Source organism: Sphingomonas canaveralia (assembly GCF_047238125.1).
Taxonomy (GTDB): domain Bacteria; phylum Pseudomonadota; class Alphaproteobacteria; order Sphingomonadales; family Sphingomonadaceae; genus JBDFMH01.
Genome location: NZ_JBDFMH010000001.1, coordinates 162,473 through 180,355, shown reverse-complemented (window position 1 = coordinate 180,355; position 17,883 = coordinate 162,473). Strand labels below are relative to the sequence as shown.

At 65.5% G+C, this 17,883-nt stretch carries 19 protein-coding genes, 1 tRNA gene and 1 pseudogene; 17 read left to right on the top strand and 4 right to left on the bottom strand.

What is annotated here, in order from left to right; genetic code table 11:
* Nucleotides 1–2 precede the first annotated feature (2 nt).
* From ABC347_RS00935 to ABC347_RS00925, 3 genes and pseudogenes are all read left to right on the top strand, one after another.
* Nucleotides 3–1,511, top strand: a complete 1,509-nt coding sequence (locus tag ABC347_RS00935; RefSeq protein WP_413243913.1) for a type IV secretory system conjugative DNA transfer family protein — start codon at nucleotides 3–5, stop codon at nucleotides 1,509–1,511.
* A gap of 12 nt (nucleotides 1,512–1,523) precedes the next feature.
* On the top strand, nucleotides 1,524–1,916 hold the full coding sequence (locus ABC347_RS00930; RefSeq protein WP_413243912.1) for a hypothetical protein: 393 nt from the start codon (nucleotides 1,524–1,526) through the stop codon (nucleotides 1,914–1,916).
* A 558-nt stretch (nucleotides 1,917–2,474) separates the two neighbouring features.
* Nucleotides 2,475–3,434: pseudogene (locus ABC347_RS00925) on the top strand (recombinase family protein); the annotation flags it as partial.
* A 553-nt stretch (nucleotides 3,435–3,987) separates the two neighbouring features.
* Here ABC347_RS00925 and ABC347_RS00920 read toward each other — a convergent pair.
* Nucleotides 3,988–4,077, bottom strand: a tRNA-Ser gene (locus ABC347_RS00920).
* Nucleotides 4,078–4,215: 138 nt separating this feature from the next.
* Here ABC347_RS00920 and hspQ point away from each other — a divergent pair.
* The 6 genes from hspQ (at nucleotide 4,216) to ABC347_RS00890 (ending at nucleotide 7,718) form a co-directional block, all read left to right on the top strand.
* Nucleotides 4,216–4,599, top strand: a complete 384-nt coding sequence (gene hspQ, locus ABC347_RS00915; RefSeq protein WP_413243911.1) for a heat shock protein HspQ — start codon at nucleotides 4,216–4,218, stop codon at nucleotides 4,597–4,599.
* Between the two features lie 5 nt (nucleotides 4,600–4,604).
* Nucleotides 4,605–4,802 carry a hypothetical protein gene (locus ABC347_RS00910; RefSeq protein WP_413243910.1) on the top strand — a complete coding sequence of 66 codons (198 nt, stop codon included), beginning with the start codon at nucleotides 4,605–4,607 and terminating at the stop codon, nucleotides 4,800–4,802.
* A gap of 127 nt (nucleotides 4,803–4,929) precedes the next feature.
* Nucleotides 4,930–6,282 carry a dicarboxylate/amino acid:cation symporter gene (locus ABC347_RS00905; protein ID WP_413243909.1) on the top strand — a complete coding sequence of 451 codons (1,353 nt, stop codon included), beginning with the start codon at nucleotides 4,930–4,932 and terminating at the stop codon, nucleotides 6,280–6,282.
* A gap of 76 nt (nucleotides 6,283–6,358) precedes the next feature.
* The gene (gene rplU / locus ABC347_RS00900) at nucleotides 6,359–6,730 is read left to right on the top strand and encodes a 50S ribosomal protein L21 (RefSeq protein ID WP_413246972.1); all 372 of its coding nucleotides are present in this window, start codon (nucleotides 6,359–6,361) and stop codon (nucleotides 6,728–6,730) included.
* A gap of 13 nt (nucleotides 6,731–6,743) precedes the next feature.
* Entirely contained in the window at nucleotides 6,744–7,013 is a 270-nt protein-coding gene (gene rpmA / locus ABC347_RS00895) for a 50S ribosomal protein L27 (RefSeq protein WP_413243908.1), read from the top strand.
* A 168-nt stretch (nucleotides 7,014–7,181) separates the two neighbouring features.
* Complete coding sequence (locus ABC347_RS00890) at nucleotides 7,182–7,718, top strand: GNAT family N-acetyltransferase (RefSeq protein WP_413243907.1); 537 nt, start codon at nucleotides 7,182–7,184, stop codon at nucleotides 7,716–7,718.
* 110 nt (nucleotides 7,719–7,828) lie between these two features.
* On the opposite strand, the gene ABC347_RS00885 is transcribed toward ABC347_RS00890, so the two are convergent.
* On the bottom strand, nucleotides 7,829–8,671 hold the full coding sequence (locus ABC347_RS00885) for a metal-dependent hydrolase (RefSeq protein ID WP_413243906.1): 843 nt from the start codon (nucleotides 8,669–8,671) through the stop codon (nucleotides 7,829–7,831).
* A 45-nt stretch (nucleotides 8,672–8,716) separates the two neighbouring features.
* Here ABC347_RS00885 and ABC347_RS00880 point away from each other — a divergent pair, with 45 nt between their 5' ends.
* The gene (locus ABC347_RS00880; protein WP_413243905.1) at nucleotides 8,717–9,310 is read left to right on the top strand and encodes a TetR family transcriptional regulator; all 594 of its coding nucleotides are present in this window, start codon (nucleotides 8,717–8,719) and stop codon (nucleotides 9,308–9,310) included.
* Here the strand turns inward: ABC347_RS00880 and ABC347_RS00875 are convergent.
* On the bottom strand, nucleotides 9,307–10,005 hold the full coding sequence (locus tag ABC347_RS00875; protein ID WP_413243904.1) for an NnrU family protein: 699 nt from the start codon (nucleotides 10,003–10,005) through the stop codon (nucleotides 9,307–9,309). The genes ABC347_RS00880 and ABC347_RS00875 overlap by 4 nt on opposite strands.
* Before the next feature lie 93 nt (nucleotides 10,006–10,098).
* On the opposite strand from ABC347_RS00875, the gene obgE reads away from it, so the two are divergent.
* From obgE to ABC347_RS00855, 4 genes are read left to right on the top strand one after another with little or no spacing between them, the layout of a single operon-like run.
* Nucleotides 10,099–11,145 carry a GTPase ObgE gene (gene obgE, locus ABC347_RS00870; protein WP_413243903.1) on the top strand — a complete coding sequence of 349 codons (1,047 nt, stop codon included), beginning with the start codon at nucleotides 10,099–10,101 and terminating at the stop codon, nucleotides 11,143–11,145.
* 13 nt (nucleotides 11,146–11,158) lie between these two features.
* Entirely contained in the window at nucleotides 11,159–11,599 is a 441-nt protein-coding gene (locus ABC347_RS00865; RefSeq protein ID WP_413243902.1) for a hypothetical protein, read from the top strand.
* Between the two features lie 15 nt (nucleotides 11,600–11,614).
* Nucleotides 11,615–12,730: a glutamate 5-kinase gene (gene proB, locus ABC347_RS00860; RefSeq protein ID WP_413243901.1), complete on the top strand. Its 1,116-nt coding sequence runs from the start codon at nucleotides 11,615–11,617 to the stop codon at nucleotides 12,728–12,730.
* The gene (locus tag ABC347_RS00855; protein ID WP_413246971.1) at nucleotides 12,730–13,629 is read left to right on the top strand and encodes an NAD-dependent epimerase/dehydratase family protein; all 900 of its coding nucleotides are present in this window, start codon (nucleotides 12,730–12,732) and stop codon (nucleotides 13,627–13,629) included. The genes proB and ABC347_RS00855 overlap by 1 nt, the downstream gene beginning before the upstream one ends.
* 3 nt (nucleotides 13,630–13,632) lie before the next feature.
* Here the strand turns inward: ABC347_RS00855 and ABC347_RS00850 are convergent, their stop codons facing one another.
* On the bottom strand, nucleotides 13,633–14,169 hold the full coding sequence (locus ABC347_RS00850; protein WP_413243900.1) for a Pycsar system effector family protein: 537 nt from the start codon (nucleotides 14,167–14,169) through the stop codon (nucleotides 13,633–13,635).
* Nucleotides 14,170–14,294: 125 nt separating this feature from the next.
* On the opposite strand from ABC347_RS00850, the gene ABC347_RS00845 reads away from it, so the two are divergent.
* From ABC347_RS00845 to ABC347_RS00835, 3 genes are all read left to right on the top strand, one after another.
* Complete coding sequence (locus ABC347_RS00845) at nucleotides 14,295–14,537, top strand: acyl carrier protein (RefSeq protein WP_413243899.1); 243 nt, start codon at nucleotides 14,295–14,297, stop codon at nucleotides 14,535–14,537.
* A 4-nt stretch (nucleotides 14,538–14,541) separates the two neighbouring features.
* Nucleotides 14,542–15,807: a serine palmitoyltransferase gene (gene spt / locus ABC347_RS00840; protein ID WP_413243898.1), complete on the top strand. Its 1,266-nt coding sequence runs from the start codon at nucleotides 14,542–14,544 to the stop codon at nucleotides 15,805–15,807.
* Nucleotides 15,808–15,882: 75 nt separating this feature from the next.
* Nucleotides 15,883–17,877 (top strand): ATP-binding protein, encoded by a 1,995-nt coding sequence (locus ABC347_RS00835; protein WP_413243897.1) that lies wholly within the window; start codon nucleotides 15,883–15,885, stop codon nucleotides 17,875–17,877.
* Nucleotides 17,878–17,883: the final 6 nt, after the last annotated feature.

The following is a 17,883-nucleotide window of genomic DNA, read 5'->3' as shown; positions in this document are numbered from 1 at the left end:
TTATGCGTCGTCGCTCCATGCTGCCGTTTCTGCAAACGGTTGCCTCGGTCCATCGTGGCGTCGTGGAGCGCGATTATGCCGATGCCTCCCGCCGGGAAGCGGCGGAGGCAAGGGCGAGGATCGCGACGGCGCAGTCCTCTGGCATCCTCGGCAACGGGCGTCTTGCAAATTTGCAGGACGCCCAGAGGATGAACCTTCTCGATCCGAACGGACTTTTTCTGGGGGCGCTGAATAAGCGCCTCCTTTTTTTCAAAGGCGACGAGCCGTTGTTGACCTATGCCCGTGCGGGGACGGGCAAGGGCCGGGATTTCATCCTGCCTAATCTCGCGCATGTCCGTAATCGCAGCCTGATCGTGATCGACGTGAAGGACGGTGAAAACTGCTTCGCGTCCTTCGAGCATCGCTCCCGGACGCTTGGGCAGCGGTGTGTCTATCTCAATCCGTTCAACCTGCTGGGGCTTTTGAATACGCGGATCAATCCGCTGCAAACGCTGATCGACATCGTGGGCGCGGGCGAGCAAATCGACACGGAGGCGGATGAGATAGCCCATATTCTCATTCCCTCGTCGCCGAAGAGCAAGGACGACTGGGTGGGCAAAGGCGCGCGGCGTATGCTCGCCGTGCGGATGGAATATCTGGCGCTCTTCGAGCCGGAGCTTTGCACGGTGAGCGGCCTGTGGCGCTTCGTGAACTCCTCTCAGGACGAAATGGAAATCGGCTTCGCAATGATGGCGACGTGCGGCCTGCCGGGACTGGAAGGCAAGGGAGAGGCCTTGCGGGCGACCGCAAAGGACGCACCGAAGCAGTTTGAAGCGTACAAGGCCGACTGCATAGAAGCCCTCAATCCTTTCGAGCCGGGGAAGTCGCTCGACCGGGCCACCTCCGGGCACGACTTCGATTTCAAAATTCTCAAGCACGAGCCGACAACCGTTTATCTGATGACCCCTAGCGAGAAGCTGAGCGTGGCCGCTCCGTGGATCAGCCTGATTGTCAGTCACATCATCGAAACGGTCGCGCGGGAAGTAGGCCCGGTACAGACGACGTTTCTCCTCGACGAGTTTCCGATGCTACCGCCGTCGCCGTCGATCACCAAAACCCTCCGCCTGTATCGAGGCAAGGGGCTACAGCTTTGGATATTTTCTCAGGGCCGATACTCGCTCGAAGAGCGGTGGTCACGGGAAGCCGTGAAGGAGTTTGAGGATATGGCCGCAATCTTCAACACAAGCGCAGTAGTGGACCCGGACCTCATGGGCGACATTGAGAAGTGGAGCGGGAACCGCACCGTTCTCATGCACGGCGTCAATCGCAGCGGCGGCACGGTGGAATCCGCCGGGGCCAATCTCGGCGAAGCACGAAGGGCCGTTCTGCAAAGCGAGGACATTCGCGCGATTGGCGCAGGGTGGCAGATTATCCGCGTCGCGGGTCTTCCCCATTTGCTCGTCTGCGAGCGCGTCCATTTCGATGATGTCGAGCCGTGGAAGCATCAAATCCGCGACGTTCGCGATCTATAAGGGAACCGGGCGATGAGCGGGGATGGCTCCGCGTCCCGTGCCATATCGCCGTCATTCGCTTCCGCGAGTGCCGAGCGGTCTTCTGCTCCCGCCGTATCGGCGGAGCGGGCGGCGGAAATCAATTCGTGGGCAGACCGCACGACAGCGCGGGCAGAGAACGAGTTTCGCGAGAACCGAGAAGCGTGGACGAATAAGCAGTATGGCGAATTGCTCGCCCGCGATGGCGAGCGACTGTCATTCCAACCTTCGTTCGCGACGGATGACCGCAAGGCCCACCTCATGCGGGCGGCGGAGCATATGGTGAAACGAAACCATGCCGCGCGTCTGGCGGGCATCAATCGCGCAGCGGAGAAGTTGCTGGCGGGAGAAACGCTGGAATCCAAGAAGGGCGATCTCGGTCGCTGATCGGAAACTGCGCGTTTTGTTGATATTCCGTAATAAAATGTGCTATTCTGAATGTGGGGATTGTGCGTATCTTTGCCACTGGCAAATCCGAAAACGCCATGCCCTATGCGGCGGTACGGAAGCGTTGTCTCCAAAGCCCCGCTATCCACTAAAATTAGTAGAGCATGGGAGGACAATCCCCCCGGCTGAATGACGGTTATTTTCTAAATCGGACTCTCTCATTGCTCAATCGAGCGCCGCTATAGCGGCGGGGACGGGTTTGATGAAGATGTTGTCACCGGAAGAAATGCAGGAGCTTCGCAATGAAATTGCGAGCGTTGCTATTTCGCAAGACCGGATCGACATACTTATTCATTTCCTCGATTCAGTTGCGGTGTCCTTCATCGACCAACGATTCAAAAAATCCTCTGTTCAATTATCACTTTCCGAACGTGCAAACTATGCTTTCAATGGCGCGGAAAGTCATGCTAATCTGCCGGAATCCGATGTTTCGGAGCTTGTTGACCTCCGTAGTGAGGGCGCGATCAACACCAAAGGCCGCAAAAGGCAGTTAGCGCCATGACCAGAAAAACCAATCAGCAGGCAATCATCTACTGCCGCGTCAGTACCAAGAAACAGGCGAGAGAGGGCAACGGCCTCACCTCGCAGGAGACCCGTTGCCGCGAGTATGCGAAGCATCGGGGCCATAAGGTCGTTGGCGTTTTCACCGATGACGTGTCGGGCAAGCTGGCCCAGCGTCCGGGCTTCGATGACATGCTGGCTTTCATCCGCAAAGCCCGCAAGGCTGGGTTGGTCGTCATCATTGACGACATTAGCCGCATGGCGCGTGATGTCCGCAATCACTTCGATCTGAAAGAGTCGATCTTCCGTGCGGGCGCTACGCTGGAATCTCCGTCCATCGAGTTCGGCTCGGACTCCGACAGCATCCTCATTGAGCATCTTCTGGCGAGCGTTGCCCAGCATCAGCGCCAGAAGAATGCCGAACAGGTCCGCAACCGCATGAGGGCGCGGATGCTGGGCGGCTATTGGGTCTTTCACGCGCCGCTGGGTTATCGGTATGAGAAAAGCCCAGCCGGGGGCAGCATCCTTGTCCGTGACGAGCCTATGGCGTCGATCATTGAGGAAGGCCTGACGGGATTTGCCACCGGGCGCTTCAAATCCAAGGCGGAGGTGAAACGGTTCTTGGAATCTCATGCGGGTTTCCGGGTAACTCGCCACGGACATCTGACGAACGAGCAAGCGAACAGGATCATGCACAACCCGGTCTATGCCGGGTATGTCCGCAGCGATGTGTGGGACGTGTCTCTTCGTCCCGGCCATCACGAGGCGATCATATCGCTGGCTACCTTCCATCAGGTACAGGAACGGATGGCTGGAAAGGCTCTCGCGCCGACCCGTTCCGATGTCCATGTCGATTTCCCGCTGCGCGGCTTTGTCACCTGCGGGGATTGCGATCACCCCATGACCTCCAACTGGACCAAGGGCCGCAACGGTCGCTATCCATATTATGTCTGCCGTCATCGCGGCTGCGACCGCTTCGGCAAGTCCGTGAAGCGGGACACGGTGGAGGGCGCTTATGAAGCGATGCTGACCAAGCTCACGCCACGCCCTGAACTGCTGAATCTCTTCTCGAAGATTTTCCGCAAGCGTTGGAATGAGGCAGAGTCGAAGGCGCATGAAGGTCGTGCGGCGATCAAACGCGAAGCCGTTCTGATCGAGAAGAAGATCGGCCAGATTCTCGACAAGATCGTTGAATCGGAAAGCCGTGCTGTGGTCGCCCGCTTGGAAGGCGAGGTCGAGAAGCTGGAACTGGATAAGCTGGTTCTCGACGAAAAAGCTGCATCATGCGGCACTGTCGCGACGGACTATGACGCGACTTTTCGAACCGCTTTCGACTTCATCGCAAACCCTTGGAATCTATGGAATAACGGTACGTTTGAGGACAAGCGTATCGTGCTGAATCTCACTTTAGGCTCTCATCTCGAATATGACTGGAATGAGGGCGTTCGAACCGCTGAATTATCCTTGCCGTTCAAGTTGTTGCAGGATGTTTGCGACCGAGAAAAGGTGATGGCGGAGAGGGTGGGATTCGAACCCACGGTACCCGTAAAGGCACAACGGTTTTCGAGACCGTCCCAATCGACCACTCTGGCACCTCTCCGCGAAGTGCGGTCCGCCGGGTGGATGCCGGGCGGCCGGTCTGTGAGGGCGGGCCATTAGCCGATGAAATCGGGCTTGCCAAGCCGGGCGGCGCGGGCTGCGCTTGCGTGGTGGCCGGCAGCGCCTAAATAGAGAAGTGATGCATAAGGACGTCTCGCTCTCCTCCGATCACCAGGCCGCGCACGCGCTGGCGCCGCGAATCTCGTCCGCGCGCTTCGCGATCGGCGACGTCGTGCGCCACCGCATGTTCGAGTTCCGCGGCGTGGTGTTCGATGTCGACCCCGTCTTCGCCAACAGCGAGGAATGGTATCAGGCGATTCCGGAGGATATCCGCCCGGCCAAGAACCAGCCCTTCTACCATCTGCTGGCCGAGAATGCGGAGAGCAACTACGTCGCCTATGTCAGCCAGCAGAACCTGGTGGTCGACGAGAGCGACGAACCGATCGACCATCCTGCGATCGACGGGCTGTTCGACGCCTATGTCGAAGGCAAGTACCGCCTGCGCCGTGAGCACCGGCACTGATCGCAGTGCGGGATCGGCGCACGCTGCTGCAGATCATCGGCGTCGCGGCGCTGCTCGTCGGGCTGCTTTGGATGGGCCAGGGGTTCGGCCTGATCCGCTGGCCCGAGAGTAGCTTTATGATCGCACAGCGCCCCTGGGCGACGCGTGGCACCCTGCTGGCGATCGTCGGCGCGGTCTGCCTGCTGATCGCGCGCCGGCGCTGATCTGGCCCGGGCCCTGCGGCCGGCCGAATTTCTGCATCGCCGGCGATGTCCCCGGCGATACCTGCCGCCGCCCGCTGGATAGAAATGCTTGGCTGGAAGCCGTCCCGCCCGCGTCTATCTTGATGCGATGACGACGGTTCCGCGACCCGCCCGCTTCGGCTTCGCCGCCCAGGTCCTCGCCGGGGTGGCGATCGGCATTGCGCTGGGCTTCGTGGCGCGCGCCGTCGGCCCGGCGCCGGGCGGCGGGGCCAATGGTCTGGCGGTCGCGCTCGATACGGTGGGCACTCTGTTCGTGCAGCTGTTGCGCGCGATCGTGCCGCCGCTGGTGTTCACCGCGATCGTGGCATCGATCGCCAATTTGCGCGAACTCGGCAATGCCGCCGCACTCGCCTGGCGCACGCTGCTCTGGTTTGCGATCACGGCTGCCATCGCGGTCGCGATCGGGCTCGCGTTGGGGTTGTTGATCCAGCCGGGGATCGGCGCGGACGTGCCGGCCACTGCCGCTGCGGTGCCCGCCTCGACCGGCAGCTGGCTCGATTTCCTCAAGGGGCTGGTGCCGGCCAGCATGATCGGCATCGAAGCGAAGACGAAGCTTACCGACACCGGCGCGACCACGTCGCTCTCCTTCAACATCCTCCAGATTCTGGTCGTCGCGATCGCGGTCGGTTTCGCGGCGATCCGGGTTGGCGAGGCGGGCCAGCCCTTTCTGGCCTTCAACCGCTCGCTGCTCGAAATTGTCCGGCGTATCCTCTGGTGGGTGATCCGACTGACCCCGATCGGCACCGCCGGCCTGCTCGGCACCGCCATCGCCAGCTACGGTTGGGAAACGCTGGCCCAGCTCGGCTGGTTCGCGATCGCGGTCTATGCCGGGCTCGCGCTGGTGATGTTCGGCGTCTACCCTGCGCTGCTCGCCGCGCACCGGCTGTCGCCCGCCGCCTTCTTCGCCGGCGCCTGGCCCGCGATCCAGCTCGGCTTCTTCTCGCGCTCGTCGGTTGGCACGATGCCGCTGACGCAGGCGGTGGCGACGGACAATCTGGGCGTGCCGCGCGATTATGCCGCCTTCGCGATCCCGCTCGCCTCCACCACCAAGATGGATGGGTGCGCTGCGATCTACCCGGCGATCGCCGCGCTGTTCGTCGCGCAGTTCTACGGTCTGCCGCTGGGGCTGTCGGACTATCTGCTGATCGCGCTGGTGTCGGTGGTCGGCTCGGCGGCGACCGCGGGGCTGACCGGAGCGGTCGTGATGCTCACGCTCACCTTGTCCACGCTCGGCCTGCCGCTGGAAGGCGCGGGCCTTCTGCTGGCGATCGATCCGATCCTCGACATGGGCCGCACCGCCACCAATGTCGCCGGTCAGGCGCTGACCAGCGTGATCGTGTCGAAGCGCCAGGGCATCCTCGACGAGGCCCGCTACGCCGATCACGGCGCGAAGGGGCTGCCCGACCTGCTTCCGGTTGACAGCCCCGCGGCCGTCCGGTAGCCGCAACCGACTTTCCGCGCGGGGAATCGGCCGTGGCCTTTGCCTATGCGGATCAGACAGAGCAAAGATGAGGGCCATGTTCGCAATCGTGCGCACGGGCGGCAAGCAGTATCGCGTTGCCGCAGGAGACAAGATCGTCGTCGAGAAGATCGCGGGTGACGCGGGCTCGACGGTGCAGCTCGGTGACGTGCTGCTCGCGGGCGAGGGCGGCGACCTCAAGGACGTGGCGGGCCTGACCGTCGCGGCCGAGATCGTGGCGCAGGCGAAGGGTGACAAGGTCATCGTCTTCAAGAAGCGCCGCCGCCACAATTATCGCCGCCGCAACGGCCACCGCCAGCAGCACACGATCCTGAAGATCCTGTCGATCGGCGGGGAGCAGGCGAAAGCCGCGAAGACCGCCAAGAAGGCGAAGACCGACGATGCCGCTCCGGCGGCCGCCGAAGCGTAAGGAGTAGCAGGCAATGGCACATAAGAAGGCAGGCGGCTCGTCTCGCAACGGTCGTGATTCGGCCGGTCGTCGTCTCGGCGTGAAGAAGTTCGGCGGCCAGGAAGTGGTCGGCGGCAACATCATCGTCCGCCAGCGCGGCACGAAGGTCTATCCGGGCCGCAACGTGGGCATGGGCAAGGACCATACCCTGTTCGCGCTCGTCGATGGCCGCGTCGCGTTCCACGACGGCAAGCTCGGCCGAAAGTATGTGAGCGTTGATATGGCGGCGCAGGCCGCCGAATAACGGGCGAACCGATTATCGGGTCGCCCCGCGGGCGACCCGAAGGTCCGTTTCGATGGACCGACAGGGAGACGGGTCGCCCCGGCTCCCTTTTTGCTGTCTCCCTCACACCATGTCGCGCGGTCGTCATGCCTCCGGGCTAGGCGGGTGCGCAAAGGAAGGAGACGGATCATGTTCGCACGCACCGAACGGCTGATGCTGCGCCCCGGCTGGATGGAAGATGCGCCCGCGCTGGCCGCCGCGATCGGCGATGAAGCCGTCGCCTCGACGCTGGCGCGCGTGCCTTATCCTTACACGCTGCGCGATGCCGAGGCGTTTCTAGGTGAGCCCGCCGGCCCTCTGCCCCGCCTGCTGGCGTTCGCGCGCACGGATGGCGCGCCGCGGCTGGTCGGCGGCGTCGGCCTGCATCCGGATGCCGAGGGCGAGGTCGAACTGGGCTACTGGATCGCGCGTGCGCACTGGGGTCGCGGCTATGCGACCGAAGCGGCGCGCGCCGTGGTCGGCATGGCACGGGCGATCGGGCTGCTGCGGCTGTCGTCATGCCATATGGTCGACAACGAGGCATCGGGACGCGTGCTGCGCAAGCTGGGGTTCCGCCCCACCGGGCGCATCGCAGCGCGCCATGCGCTGGCCCGCGGCCGGCTGATGCCGATGAAGCTGTTCGCGCTCGATCTGGAAGAAGATGCGGCGCGACCAATGGCGGCCTGAGCCCGCCTTTCGACGCCAATCCGTCATTCCAACGAAAGTCGAGATCCAGAGCCACGAGCGCTGCGCATCTGGATCCTGACTTTCGTCAGGACGACGGCCTTTGACGGGTGTTACGCCGCCGCCATCACCGCCGCGCCATAATCGCTGTCGCTCTTCGCGATCAGCGCGCGGTCGTCGTGCGTCCATGGGTGGAAGCCGGGTTTGAAGAAATCGACCCATGCGCCCAGGATCTTGCGCATCATCCCCGGCTTGCCGAACGCGAACCAGGCCATCCGCGCCCACACCCGCGGGCCGGTCAGCCCATCCTGCGCCAGCAGATCGAGCACGCCGCGCGTACGATCGACCAGGAAGTTCTTGGTCACCAGCAGCATCACCTTCGATTTCACGCGCCAGCGCTTGAAGCGCGGCCAATCGCGGGTGGCGTGCATCCAGGTGTCATAGGCGACACCCTTGTGCTCGATCTCCTCGATGGCGTGCCAGCGCCACATCTCGGCCGCGGCCGTGTCGGCATCCGCCAGGTGGCGGGGATCGGCCAGCAGCTCGTGCGCCAGGATCGCGGTGAAATGCTCCAGCGCCATCGTCGCCGCCAGGCTAGCGATCGCGGGGCGGGATCGGATGAAGGCAAGCCGCTCGTCCACCTTGGCTTCCAGCCGCGATACATCATAGCCCGCATCGACCACGCGGCGGTTGAACGCCACATGCTCGCGCGTGTGCATCACTTCCTGCTTGGTGAAGGCCGCGATCTCGCCAGCCAGCCGCGGCGGCGTGCCATCGCGGAAGCGGCGCACCGAATCGACGAAGAAGCCCTCGCCCTTGGGGAAGGTGACGGACAGCGCATTGTAGAAGGCGGTTGCCACCGCATCATTGCCGAGCCACCAACGGGGGGTGGCATCGCCCCGGCCGAAGCGCCGGTCGCGCGGCGTGATCGACAGATCGGAAGGAGTGCGACTCATGTTTGGTCTCCGTTGCTGGCGCCCATATCGCGCTTATTGACACAAATGTCAATAGTAAGAACCCGACTGACCCCCGAAGCCAGCCGCGCCGCCGCGCTCGATGCCGCGCGCGCGATCCTGCTTGAGGAAGGGCCGCAGGCGATCACGCTCAAGGCGGTCGGCGCGCGGATCGGCCGCACCCACGCCAACCTGCTCCATCATTTCGGGTCGGCCGCCGGGCTCGAACGCGCGTTGATCGCGTGGATGGCGGAAGATATCACCCGCACGATCGGCCGCGCGGTGGTCGCGGCCCGCAAAGGCGAGATCGATCCGCGCGCGATCGTCGACATGACGTTCGATGCATTCGCCGGCGGTGGTGCGGCTGCGCTGGTGCAGAAGCTGGTCCTGTCCGGCGATCGCGATGCGCTCGCCCCGATCCTCTCCGCGATCCGCGCGCTGGTCGAGGAACTGGCAGCCGGCGACCCGGACCGGCCGGTCGCGCAGATGACGCTGATGCTGACGCTATCGGCGCTCGGCGACGCCCTGCTCGGCGGCCCGCTCACCGAAACGCTCGTCCTCGGCCGCGATGCCGCACGCGAGATGGCGTTGGCACAAGTGCTGGCCTACGCCCGCGACGGCGAATGGGGCAAGCCGGGCTAGAACCAGCGCCACGGCCCCGCCACCGGCCCGCCCATCCAGGCGTGCGCCGCCGTTGCCAGCAGCCAGATCGCGATCCCTCCGCCCAGCGCGACCATGCCCGGCACCACTGCGCGCCACCGCGATCGGCCGGATATCTGCGCCGCAAACGGCCAGAATGCCGTCTTCGCTTCCCAGCCGCGCCACGCATCGCCCATCAGCACACGCTTCTTGGCATCCTGCGCACGCGCCCCGAAGAAGGCGAGCGTGAAGATGCCGGCCGAAAGGATCAGGTTCGCCGCCGTTCCCCACAGCAGCGCGTGGACGATTGCCCACAGGATGAACGCCCACATCATCGGGTGGCGCGTGATCGCATAGACGCCGCGCGCCTCGGCCGGGATCGCACGCGCCCCCTTCGGATCGGGCAGCGCCGGATTGCCGACCAGCGATCCGGCCAGCAGGATTGCGGCCAGCAGCATCACGATCGTCGCCAGATCCCAGGCGCCCGGCGGCGCGATCCACAGCAACGGCCCGTCCGGCGCGGCGCGCCCCGCCCAGATCATCCCGCCGAGCCCCACGAACGCCACGAGCGAATACAGCCACAGGAACGGCCCCTCCCCCATCCTGCCGACCAGCGTCGCGCGCAGCGGATGCGACAGCAGGAAATGGCCGCCGACGAACAGGATGGTGGCAGCGGCAAGCCAGGCCAGGACGCTCATCGGCGGGTCTCCTTGTCGCCAAGCCTAGAGCGTCTCGACCCACTTCGCTACCGCGCCTCGATTCCGCCGCCATGTTCGCGTATGGCGCGGCCCATGCATTTCCTCGATCAAGCGAAAATCTACGTCCGCTCGGGCGCGGGCGGCGCCGGCGCCGTCAGCTTCCGGCGCGAGAAGTTCATCGAATATGGCGGGCCGGACGGCGGCAACGGCGGCAAGGGCGGCGATATCATCTTCGAAGCCGTCGACGGCCTCAATACGCTGATCGACTTCCGCTACACCCAGCATTTCCGCGCGCCGCGCGGCCATGGCGGCTCGGGCAGCAACCGCACCGGCGCGGGCGGCGACGATCTGATCATCAAGGTTCCCGTCGGCACCCAGATCCTGTCGGAAGACAAGGAGGAGGTGCTGCTGGACTTCACCCGCGCCGGCCAGCGCGAAGTGTTCCTGCGCGGTGGCGATGGCGGCCGCGGCAATGCCAGCTACAAGACGTCGACAAACCGTGCCCCCCGCCAGCACGGCACCGGCTGGCCCTATCAGGAAGCCTGGGTCTGGCTGCGGCTGAAGCTGCTGGCCGATGCCGGGCTCGTCGGCCTGCCCAATGCCGGCAAGTCCACCTTCATCAACGCCGTCACCAACGCCAAGGCCAAGGTCGGCGCCTATCCCTTCACCACGATCCGCCCGCAGCTGGGCGTCGCCACCCGCCACGGCCGTGAATTCGTGGTCGCCGACATCCCTGGCCTGATCGAGGGCGCGGCGGACGGCGCGGGCATCGGCGATCGGTTCCTGGGTCATATCGAACGGTGCCGCGTGCTGCTCCATCTGGTCGATGCCAGCGGCGAGGATCCGGTCGATGCCTATCGCGTCGTCTGCGAGGAACTCGACGTCTACGGTGGCGGCCTGGCGGACAAGCCGCAAGTGCTGGCGCTGAACAAGATCGATGCGATCGATCCGAAGGCCGTCACCAAGCTGCAGAAGAAGCTCGCCAAAGCCAGCGGCAGTGACGTGATGCTGCTCTCGGGTGCGGCCGGCACCGGCGTGGACGAAGTGCTCGACCGGCTGGTCGAGGCGATCGGCCCGGCCGAGATGCACGCGGTCGATGCCGGCGAGCCGGGCGAGGCCGAGGCCTGGTCGCCACTCTGACGGGAAAATTGTCTTGGCAAACTACTGGCACAATATCGGCAAGCCCGAAGCGCCTGCGACATGGGCAACACTCTGGCAGTCTCTTCGTGACAATTCCGTCGTGACTGCCGGCTTCGGCAATCAATCGGGCGGTCGGGGACACGTGATCGTGACCCGCTACCAGCCAGGCGATAGGGTCTTCGCTTACGCCAATGGCTTCGGCCTTATCGGCTATGGCGAAGCGATAGGCCCGCATACCGCGACGCTCCGGGACACCGCCAGAAACGGATCCAATCATCGACACGAGGCGAGTATCATCTGGACGGCATCGCTCGAGCTGGATGAAGCGATCTCGCCGCTCGCTATCATGCAGGCGGCTGAAGTGCGGCATCCGCGGCAGACGAGCGAACGAGTTCCGAACGCGGCAGCCGACGAGCTCCGTTCGGTGGTCGATGACCAAATCGGTTTACGATAGACACCTCCGAGGCCGATGCCGGACCGCTTCTCCCCCGCCGCCTGCCCGCGGCTGATCGTCAAGATCGGCTCGGCGCTGCTCGTCGATCCATCGGGCAGCGTGCGGCGCGAATGGCTGGCGGGCGTGGTCGCCGATATCGCCGATCGCACCCGCGCCGGCCAGCAGGTGGCGGTGGTCTCGTCGGGCGCGATCGCGCTCGGTGCAAGGCGGCTGGGGCTGGCCAAGGGCGGCCGCGCCAGCCTGGAGGATGCGCAGGCCGCGGCCGCCACCGGCCAGATCGCGCTGTCGCACTGCTGGGCCGAACTGCTTGGCGCCGAAGGGCTGACCGCGGCGCAGATGCTGGTCACGCTCGACGATCTCGAGGATCGTCGCCGCTATCTCAATGCCTCCTCCACGCTCGAACGGCTGCTCGGCCTGGGCGTGGTGCCGGTGATCAACGAGAATGACTCGGTCGCCACCGCCGAGATCCGCTTCGGCGACAATGATCGGCTGGCGGCGCGCGTGGCGCAGGCGGCGGACGCGAGCGGCGTGATCCTGCTGTCCGATATCGACGGGCTCTACACCGCAAACCCGCACCGTGACCCGACCGCGACCCGGATCGGCGAAGTCGCCCGGATCGATGCCCGCATCCGCGCGATGGCCGACGACGGCTCCGGTTCGGGCATGGGATCGGGCGGCATGGTTTCCAAGCTGGAAGCCGCGCGCATCGCCACCACCGGCGGCGCGCATCTGGCAATCGCTACCGGCAAGGTCGATCGCCCGCTGACCGCCTTTGCAGCGCATGGCGGCACCGTGTTCATCGCGGCGGAACGCGGGCGTGCGCGCAAGACCTGGCTGGCCGGGCGGCTCACCGCGCGCGGCGCGATCCGGATCGATGCCGGCGCCGCTCGCGCGTTGGCCGGGGGCAACAGCCTGCTGGCGGCCGGGGCGGTCGCGGTCGAAGGCCGGTTCGCGCGTGGCGATGTCGTCGATATCATCGGCCCCGAAGGCCCGGTCGCGCGCGGGCTTTCGGAATATGACGCCGCCGATGCGGGCCGCATCATCGGTCAGCGCAGCACCGCCCTGGCGGCCTTGCTCGGCTATGCGCCGCGCTCCGCGCTGGTCCACCGCGATCATATGGTGCTGGTCTGATCCGGCTTGCGATCACCGGCGCCACCGGCTTCGTCGGCAGCACGCTGCTGCGGCTGGCGCTGGCGGAGGGGCACCCCGTGCGCGCGCTCACCCGCCGCGGCGGCACCGATCGGCCGGGGCTGACCTGGGTGCCCGGCGCGCTCGACGATCGCGCCAGCCTCGACGCTCTGGTCGCGGGCTCCGATGCCGTCATCCATGTCGCAGGCGTCGTGAATGCGCCCGATCGCGCCGGGTTCGACGCCGGCAATGTCACCGGCACCGCCGCCATACTGGCCGCCGCGCAGGCCGCCGGCGTGTCACGCTTCGTGCATGTCTCGTCGCTGTCCGCGCGCGAACCGGCCCTGTCCGATTACGGGGCATCGAAGGCTGGCGCCGAAGCCCTGGTCGCAGAGTCCGGCCTTGATTGGACGATCGTCCGCCCGCCCGCGATCTTCGGCCCCGGCGATCGCGAAATGCTGGATCTGTTCCGCGCAGCGAAGCTCGGCATGGTGCCGCTGCCGCCGGGCGGGCGACTGTCGGTGATCGAGGTCTCCGATCTGGCGCGGCTTCTGCTGGCGCTGGCTGCCCCCGGTGTCGAGAGCGGCAAGATTGTCGAGCCCGACGACGGCATTGCGCAAGGCTGGGATCATCGCGATTTCGCGCGCGCGATCGGGGCCGCGGTCGGCCGGCGCGCGCTGCCCTTGTCGCTGCCCGCCGGCGTGCTGCGCGCTGCTTCCGCGATCGATCGTGCGGCGCGGCGCGGGCGGGCAAAGCTGACGGCGGATCGCGTCCGCTATTTCTGCCATCCCGATTGGGTCGTCACCGTCCGCCCCGATCCTGCGATCTGGACGCCTCGGGTCGAGACACGAGCCGGGCTGAAGGCCACTGCGGACTGGTACCGCGCGCAGGGCTGGCTCTGATGCTCAGCCCAGGTGGGTCGCCCAGTCCACCAGGAAGGTCAGGAAGCTGATCGTCAACCCCGCCAGGAAGATGCGATAGGCATAGCCAAGGAACCGGTATTTCTTGCGCTCCAGCACCAGCCCGTTCTGGTAGATGTCGCGCGCCATCGTGCGATAGATGCTGTCGTCCTCGGCCAGCTGAGCCACCATCCGTTCGATATAATCCTCCTCTTCCAGCCGGGTGAAGGATCCGAAGAACAGCAGGTTCAGCGGGCCGCGCTTGCTCGAATGGATCGCCGGCAGGATCGCCAGCACAGCAAACACCGCCGCGAAGAAGGCGAACGCGCCCAGCACCATCAGCGGCAGCGGTACGCCCGACGATCGCCCCTGCCCGATCGAGATCGTGAAGATCACGAAAGTCGCGCCCATCAGGATCGATGCCTTCTGGTCCGCCATCTGGCTCAACTGCACATGGATCTGTTGCGCGGTCCGGATCATGTGGATGCCGTTCACGGAGACCTTCGCCGGCACCGCCGCTGCTTGTGGCTTGTCTTCGTTCATCTTTTCCCCCGCCGCGCATCTAATCATCAAGGTAAGGCCGGCGGAAGCCCCCAAATCGCCCGCCTGCGCCGCCTTCCCGCCGCATTCGCTTGGCAGGGCATGGCGAGCATCGCTAAGGACGCGCCATGACCAGCAGAACCGAGACCTTCGAGAAGGTCGCCGAACAGATCGAGCCCTTCAACAAGAAGCAGGTGGCGCTGACCGAAGCGACCACCTTCGCCGGCGATCTCGAATGGGACAGCCTGACGGTGATGGATTTCGTGGCCGCGATCGAGGACGAATTCGACATCCTGATCACGATGAACATGCAGGCAGAGATCGAGACCATCGGCCAGCTGGTCGATGCGGTCGAGAAGCTGAAGGCCTGATCCGATGACCGAGGCCGCGCAGACCGCGCACGATCAGCCCGCCGCCGCGATCGACGCGCCTGCGCGCGCGGGCGATCTGCTGTCAAAGTTCGATGCCCTGATCGCCGAGCGCGAGGCGCTGCTGGCCACCGGCGTGCGCGATCCGTTCGCGATCGTGATGGACGAAGTGAAATCCCCCACCCTCGCCATCATCAAGGGCCGCGAGACGATCCTGCTCGGCACCTATAATTATATGGGCATGACGTTCGATCCGGACGTTATCGCTGCCGGCAAGGATGCGCTGGATCGATTCGGCGCGGGCACCACCGGCAGCCGCGTGCTGAACGGCACCTATCAGGGCCACAAGGCGTGCGAGGATGCGCTGAAGGAATTCTACGGCACCGATCACGCGATCGTGTTCTCGACTGGCTACCAGGCCAATCTCGGCATGATCTCCACCCTGGCCGGCAAGGGCGATTACATCATCCTCGATGCCGACAGTCACGCCTCGATCTATGACGGCTGCTGGCTGGGCAATGCGGAAATCGTGCGCTTCCGTCACAATTCGGTCGCCGATCTCGACAAGCGTCTGGGTCGGCTGCCGGTGGAAGCCGGCAAGCTCGTCGTGCTCGAAGGCGTCTATTCGATGCTCGGGGATATCGCTCCCTTGAAGGAGATGGTGGCGGTCGCGAAGAAGCACGGCGCCATGATCCTGTGCGATGAGGCCCACGGCATGGGCTTTTTCGGTGAACATGGTCGCGGCGTGTTCGAGGAAGCCGGCGTCGCCGACGACATCGATTTCGTGGTGGGCACCTTCTCGAAGTCGGTCGGCACGGTCGGCGGCTTCTGCGTATCCAACCATCCCAAGCTGGATGTGCTGCGCCTGGTCTGCCGTCCCTATGTGTTCACGGCTTCGCTGCCGCCGTCGGTGGTCGCCACTGCGGCCGCCTCGATCCGCAAGCTGATGCATGCCGGCGACAAGCGCGCCCATCTCTGGAAGAACAGCCGCCGGCTGCATGCGGGCCTGCGCGAACTGGGCTTCACGCTCGGCACGGAGACCGCCCAGTCGGCGATCATCGCGGTGATGCTGCCTGATATGGAGACGACGGTCCGGATGTGGCAGGCGCTGCTGGAGCTTGGCCTGTACGTCAACATGGCCCGCCCGCCGGCCACGCCGGCCGGCACCTATCTGTTGCGCTGCTCGCTCTGCGCCGAACATAGCGACGAACAGGTCGGACAGATTCTCGAGATGTTCGAAACCGCGGGCCGCGCGGTCGGCTGCATCGGCTGATCCTTGCGCCGGTTTCCGGACGCAAACTCATAAAGGGGGCGTGACGTTCCCGCTCCGTTGCTCTATTATGTATCTGTGGACAAGAGTGAACGGGTCGAACAACCCTCGCACGACTTGACGGGGGGCACATTGCGATCGGGGTTGGCGAGCATCGGCGCGCTGATCGCGGCCGCACTGCTGATCGCGCTGATCTGGCAGGTTTCGCTATCCAACAAGGCGCGGGACGAGGCACTGGCGCGCGAGCAGCGCAGCTATGATCTGCTGGTCATCATCCGCGGCCTCGACGCCGCGATGGCACGATCGGAAGCCGCCCTTGGCCGCTTCGTGATCTCGGGCGAGAAGCGAACCGGCGCGCTCTATTATGATCAGTGGCGGCTGGCCGGCGCCAATCTCAAGCGTCTCGCCAGCCTGACCGCGCAGGACCCGCGCCAGGCTGCGCTCGTCCGCGCGCTGGAGGCGGCCTATCAGGTGCGCGGCCGGGAGCTTGCCGATCCCGCCACCCGTGCCACCTATCGCCAGGGCTGGCAGGCGCTGTCGCAGTTCAACGATGCCGGCAAGGCCACCAGCATCCAGCGCATCGCCAGCCTGCTCGAGCGCATCGCCGCCAACGAACGCGCAAGCCTTGGCCAGCTTTCGGTGGAAGCGGCCAGGCGCGTCGCTTGGTCGAACCGTCTGGCGCGGCTGATGTCGGTCGCTGGCCTGCTGCTTGTCGTCAGCGCGATCGCGCTCGGCTGGCTCACGATCAGCGCGATCGCAGAGCGCCAGCGCGCGCGCCGCACCGCAGACCGGGAGTCCGATCGCGCGGCGGAGCTCGAACGTGCCGTGGATGCCCGCACCAGCGAGCTGCGCGAAGCCAATGTCGCGCTGCTGCACGAAGCCGAGACCCGCGCCGCCGCCGAAGCCCAGCTGCGCCAGGTGCAGAAGATGGAAGCCGTCGGCCAGCTGACCGGCGGCATCGCGCATGATTTCAATAATATGCTGGCGGTGGTGGTCGGCGGGCTCGATCTGGCGCGGCGGCGGCTGGATGGCCAGGGCGGCGAGGTCGCTCGCCACATCGACAATGCAATGGACGGCGCCACCCGCGCCGCCGCGCTGACCAAGCGGCTGCTGGCCTTTGCTCGCGCCGAACCGCTGCTGCCCGAAAGCGTAACGCCTGCACGCCTGATCCTCGGCATGTCGGACCTGATCGATCGCACGCTGGGTGAGCGGATCATGGTCGATATCGAGGCGCCGGACGCCCCCTGGCAGGCCTGGTGCGATCCCCACCAGCTGGAGAATGCGATCGTCAACCTTGCAGTCAATGCGCGTGACGCGATGGACGGCGAGGGTCGGCTGACGATCACCAGCGATCATGTCACGCTGTCCGATGGCGAGGTCGGGGAGGCGCCGGCCGGGGAATATGTGCGGATCTCCGTCAGCGATCAGGGCTGTGGCATGGCCCAGGACGTTATCGATCGCGTGTTCGAACCGTTCTTCACCACCAAGCCGGTCGGCAAGGGCACCGGTCTCGGGCTCAGCCAGGTGTTCGGCTTTGCGCGCCAGTCGGGCGGCGACGTCGCGATCCGCTCGCGGGTCGGCGTCGGCACCACCGTCGCCATCTATCTGCCGCGCGCCACCGCGTCGGCCGTGCCCGCCGCACCGACGATGCTGCGTTCGGATCCGGCGGCGGGCGATCAGCCGCAGCGTGCGTCGACCCTGCTGGTGGTCGAGGACGACGCCCGCGTCCGCATCGCCACGATCGAAGCGCTCGAGGAGCTCGGCCATGACCCGATCGCCTGCGCCAGTGGCGAGGAAGCCCTGGCCGTGCTCGACGAGCGCGACGACATCGATCTGGTCATAACCGATGTCGTGATGCCGGGGATGACCGGTCCGCAGCTGATGACCGAGATCGAAGCCCGCAACCCGGCGATGCGGATCCTGTTCGTGACCGGCTATGTCGGCGATGCGGGCGATGCCGCGCAGTTCCGCGGCCGCGAAGTCCTCCGCAAACCGTTCACGGTGGTGGCGCTGGCCGATGCGCTGTCGAACGCGCTGAACCGTCCGATCCAGCCGGACAAGGCCGCCGCTTAAGGCGCG

Coding starts and splice junctions, on each gene's coding strand:
- ABC347_RS00850 (WP_413243900.1), bottom strand. CDS start 14,169: ATGAACGAAGACAAGCCACAAGCAGCGGCGGTGCCGGCGAAGGTCTCC.
- ABC347_RS00885 (WP_413243906.1), bottom strand. CDS start 8,671: ATGAGTCGCACTCCTTCCGATCTGTCGATCACGCCGCGCGACCGGCGC.
- ABC347_RS00875 (WP_413243904.1), bottom strand. CDS start 10,005: ATGAGCGTCCTGGCCTGGCTTGCCGCTGCCACCATCCTGTTCGTCGGC.
- ABC347_RS00890 (WP_413243907.1), top strand. CDS start 7,182: ATGTTCGCACGCACCGAACGGCTGATGCTGCGCCCCGGCTGGATGGAA.
- ABC347_RS00930 (WP_413243912.1), top strand. CDS start 1,524: ATGAGCGGGGATGGCTCCGCGTCCCGTGCCATATCGCCGTCATTCGCT.
- ABC347_RS00935 (WP_413243913.1), top strand. CDS start 3: ATGCGTCGTCGCTCCATGCTGCCGTTTCTGCAAACGGTTGCCTCGGTC.
- rplU (WP_413246972.1), top strand. CDS start 6,359: ATGTTCGCAATCGTGCGCACGGGCGGCAAGCAGTATCGCGTTGCCGCA.
- spt (WP_413243898.1), top strand. CDS start 14,542: ATGACCGAGGCCGCGCAGACCGCGCACGATCAGCCCGCCGCCGCGATC.
- ABC347_RS00845 (WP_413243899.1), top strand. CDS start 14,295: ATGACCAGCAGAACCGAGACCTTCGAGAAGGTCGCCGAACAGATCGAG.
- obgE (WP_413243903.1), top strand. CDS start 10,099: ATGCATTTCCTCGATCAAGCGAAAATCTACGTCCGCTCGGGCGCGGGC.
- hspQ (WP_413243911.1), top strand. CDS start 4,216: ATGCATAAGGACGTCTCGCTCTCCTCCGATCACCAGGCCGCGCACGCG.
- ABC347_RS00905 (WP_413243909.1), top strand. CDS start 4,930: ATGACGACGGTTCCGCGACCCGCCCGCTTCGGCTTCGCCGCCCAGGTC.
- proB (WP_413243901.1), top strand. CDS start 11,615: ATGCCGGACCGCTTCTCCCCCGCCGCCTGCCCGCGGCTGATCGTCAAG.
- rpmA (WP_413243908.1), top strand. CDS start 6,744: ATGGCACATAAGAAGGCAGGCGGCTCGTCTCGCAACGGTCGTGATTCG.
- ABC347_RS00880 (WP_413243905.1), top strand. CDS start 8,717: ATGTCAATAGTAAGAACCCGACTGACCCCCGAAGCCAGCCGCGCCGCC.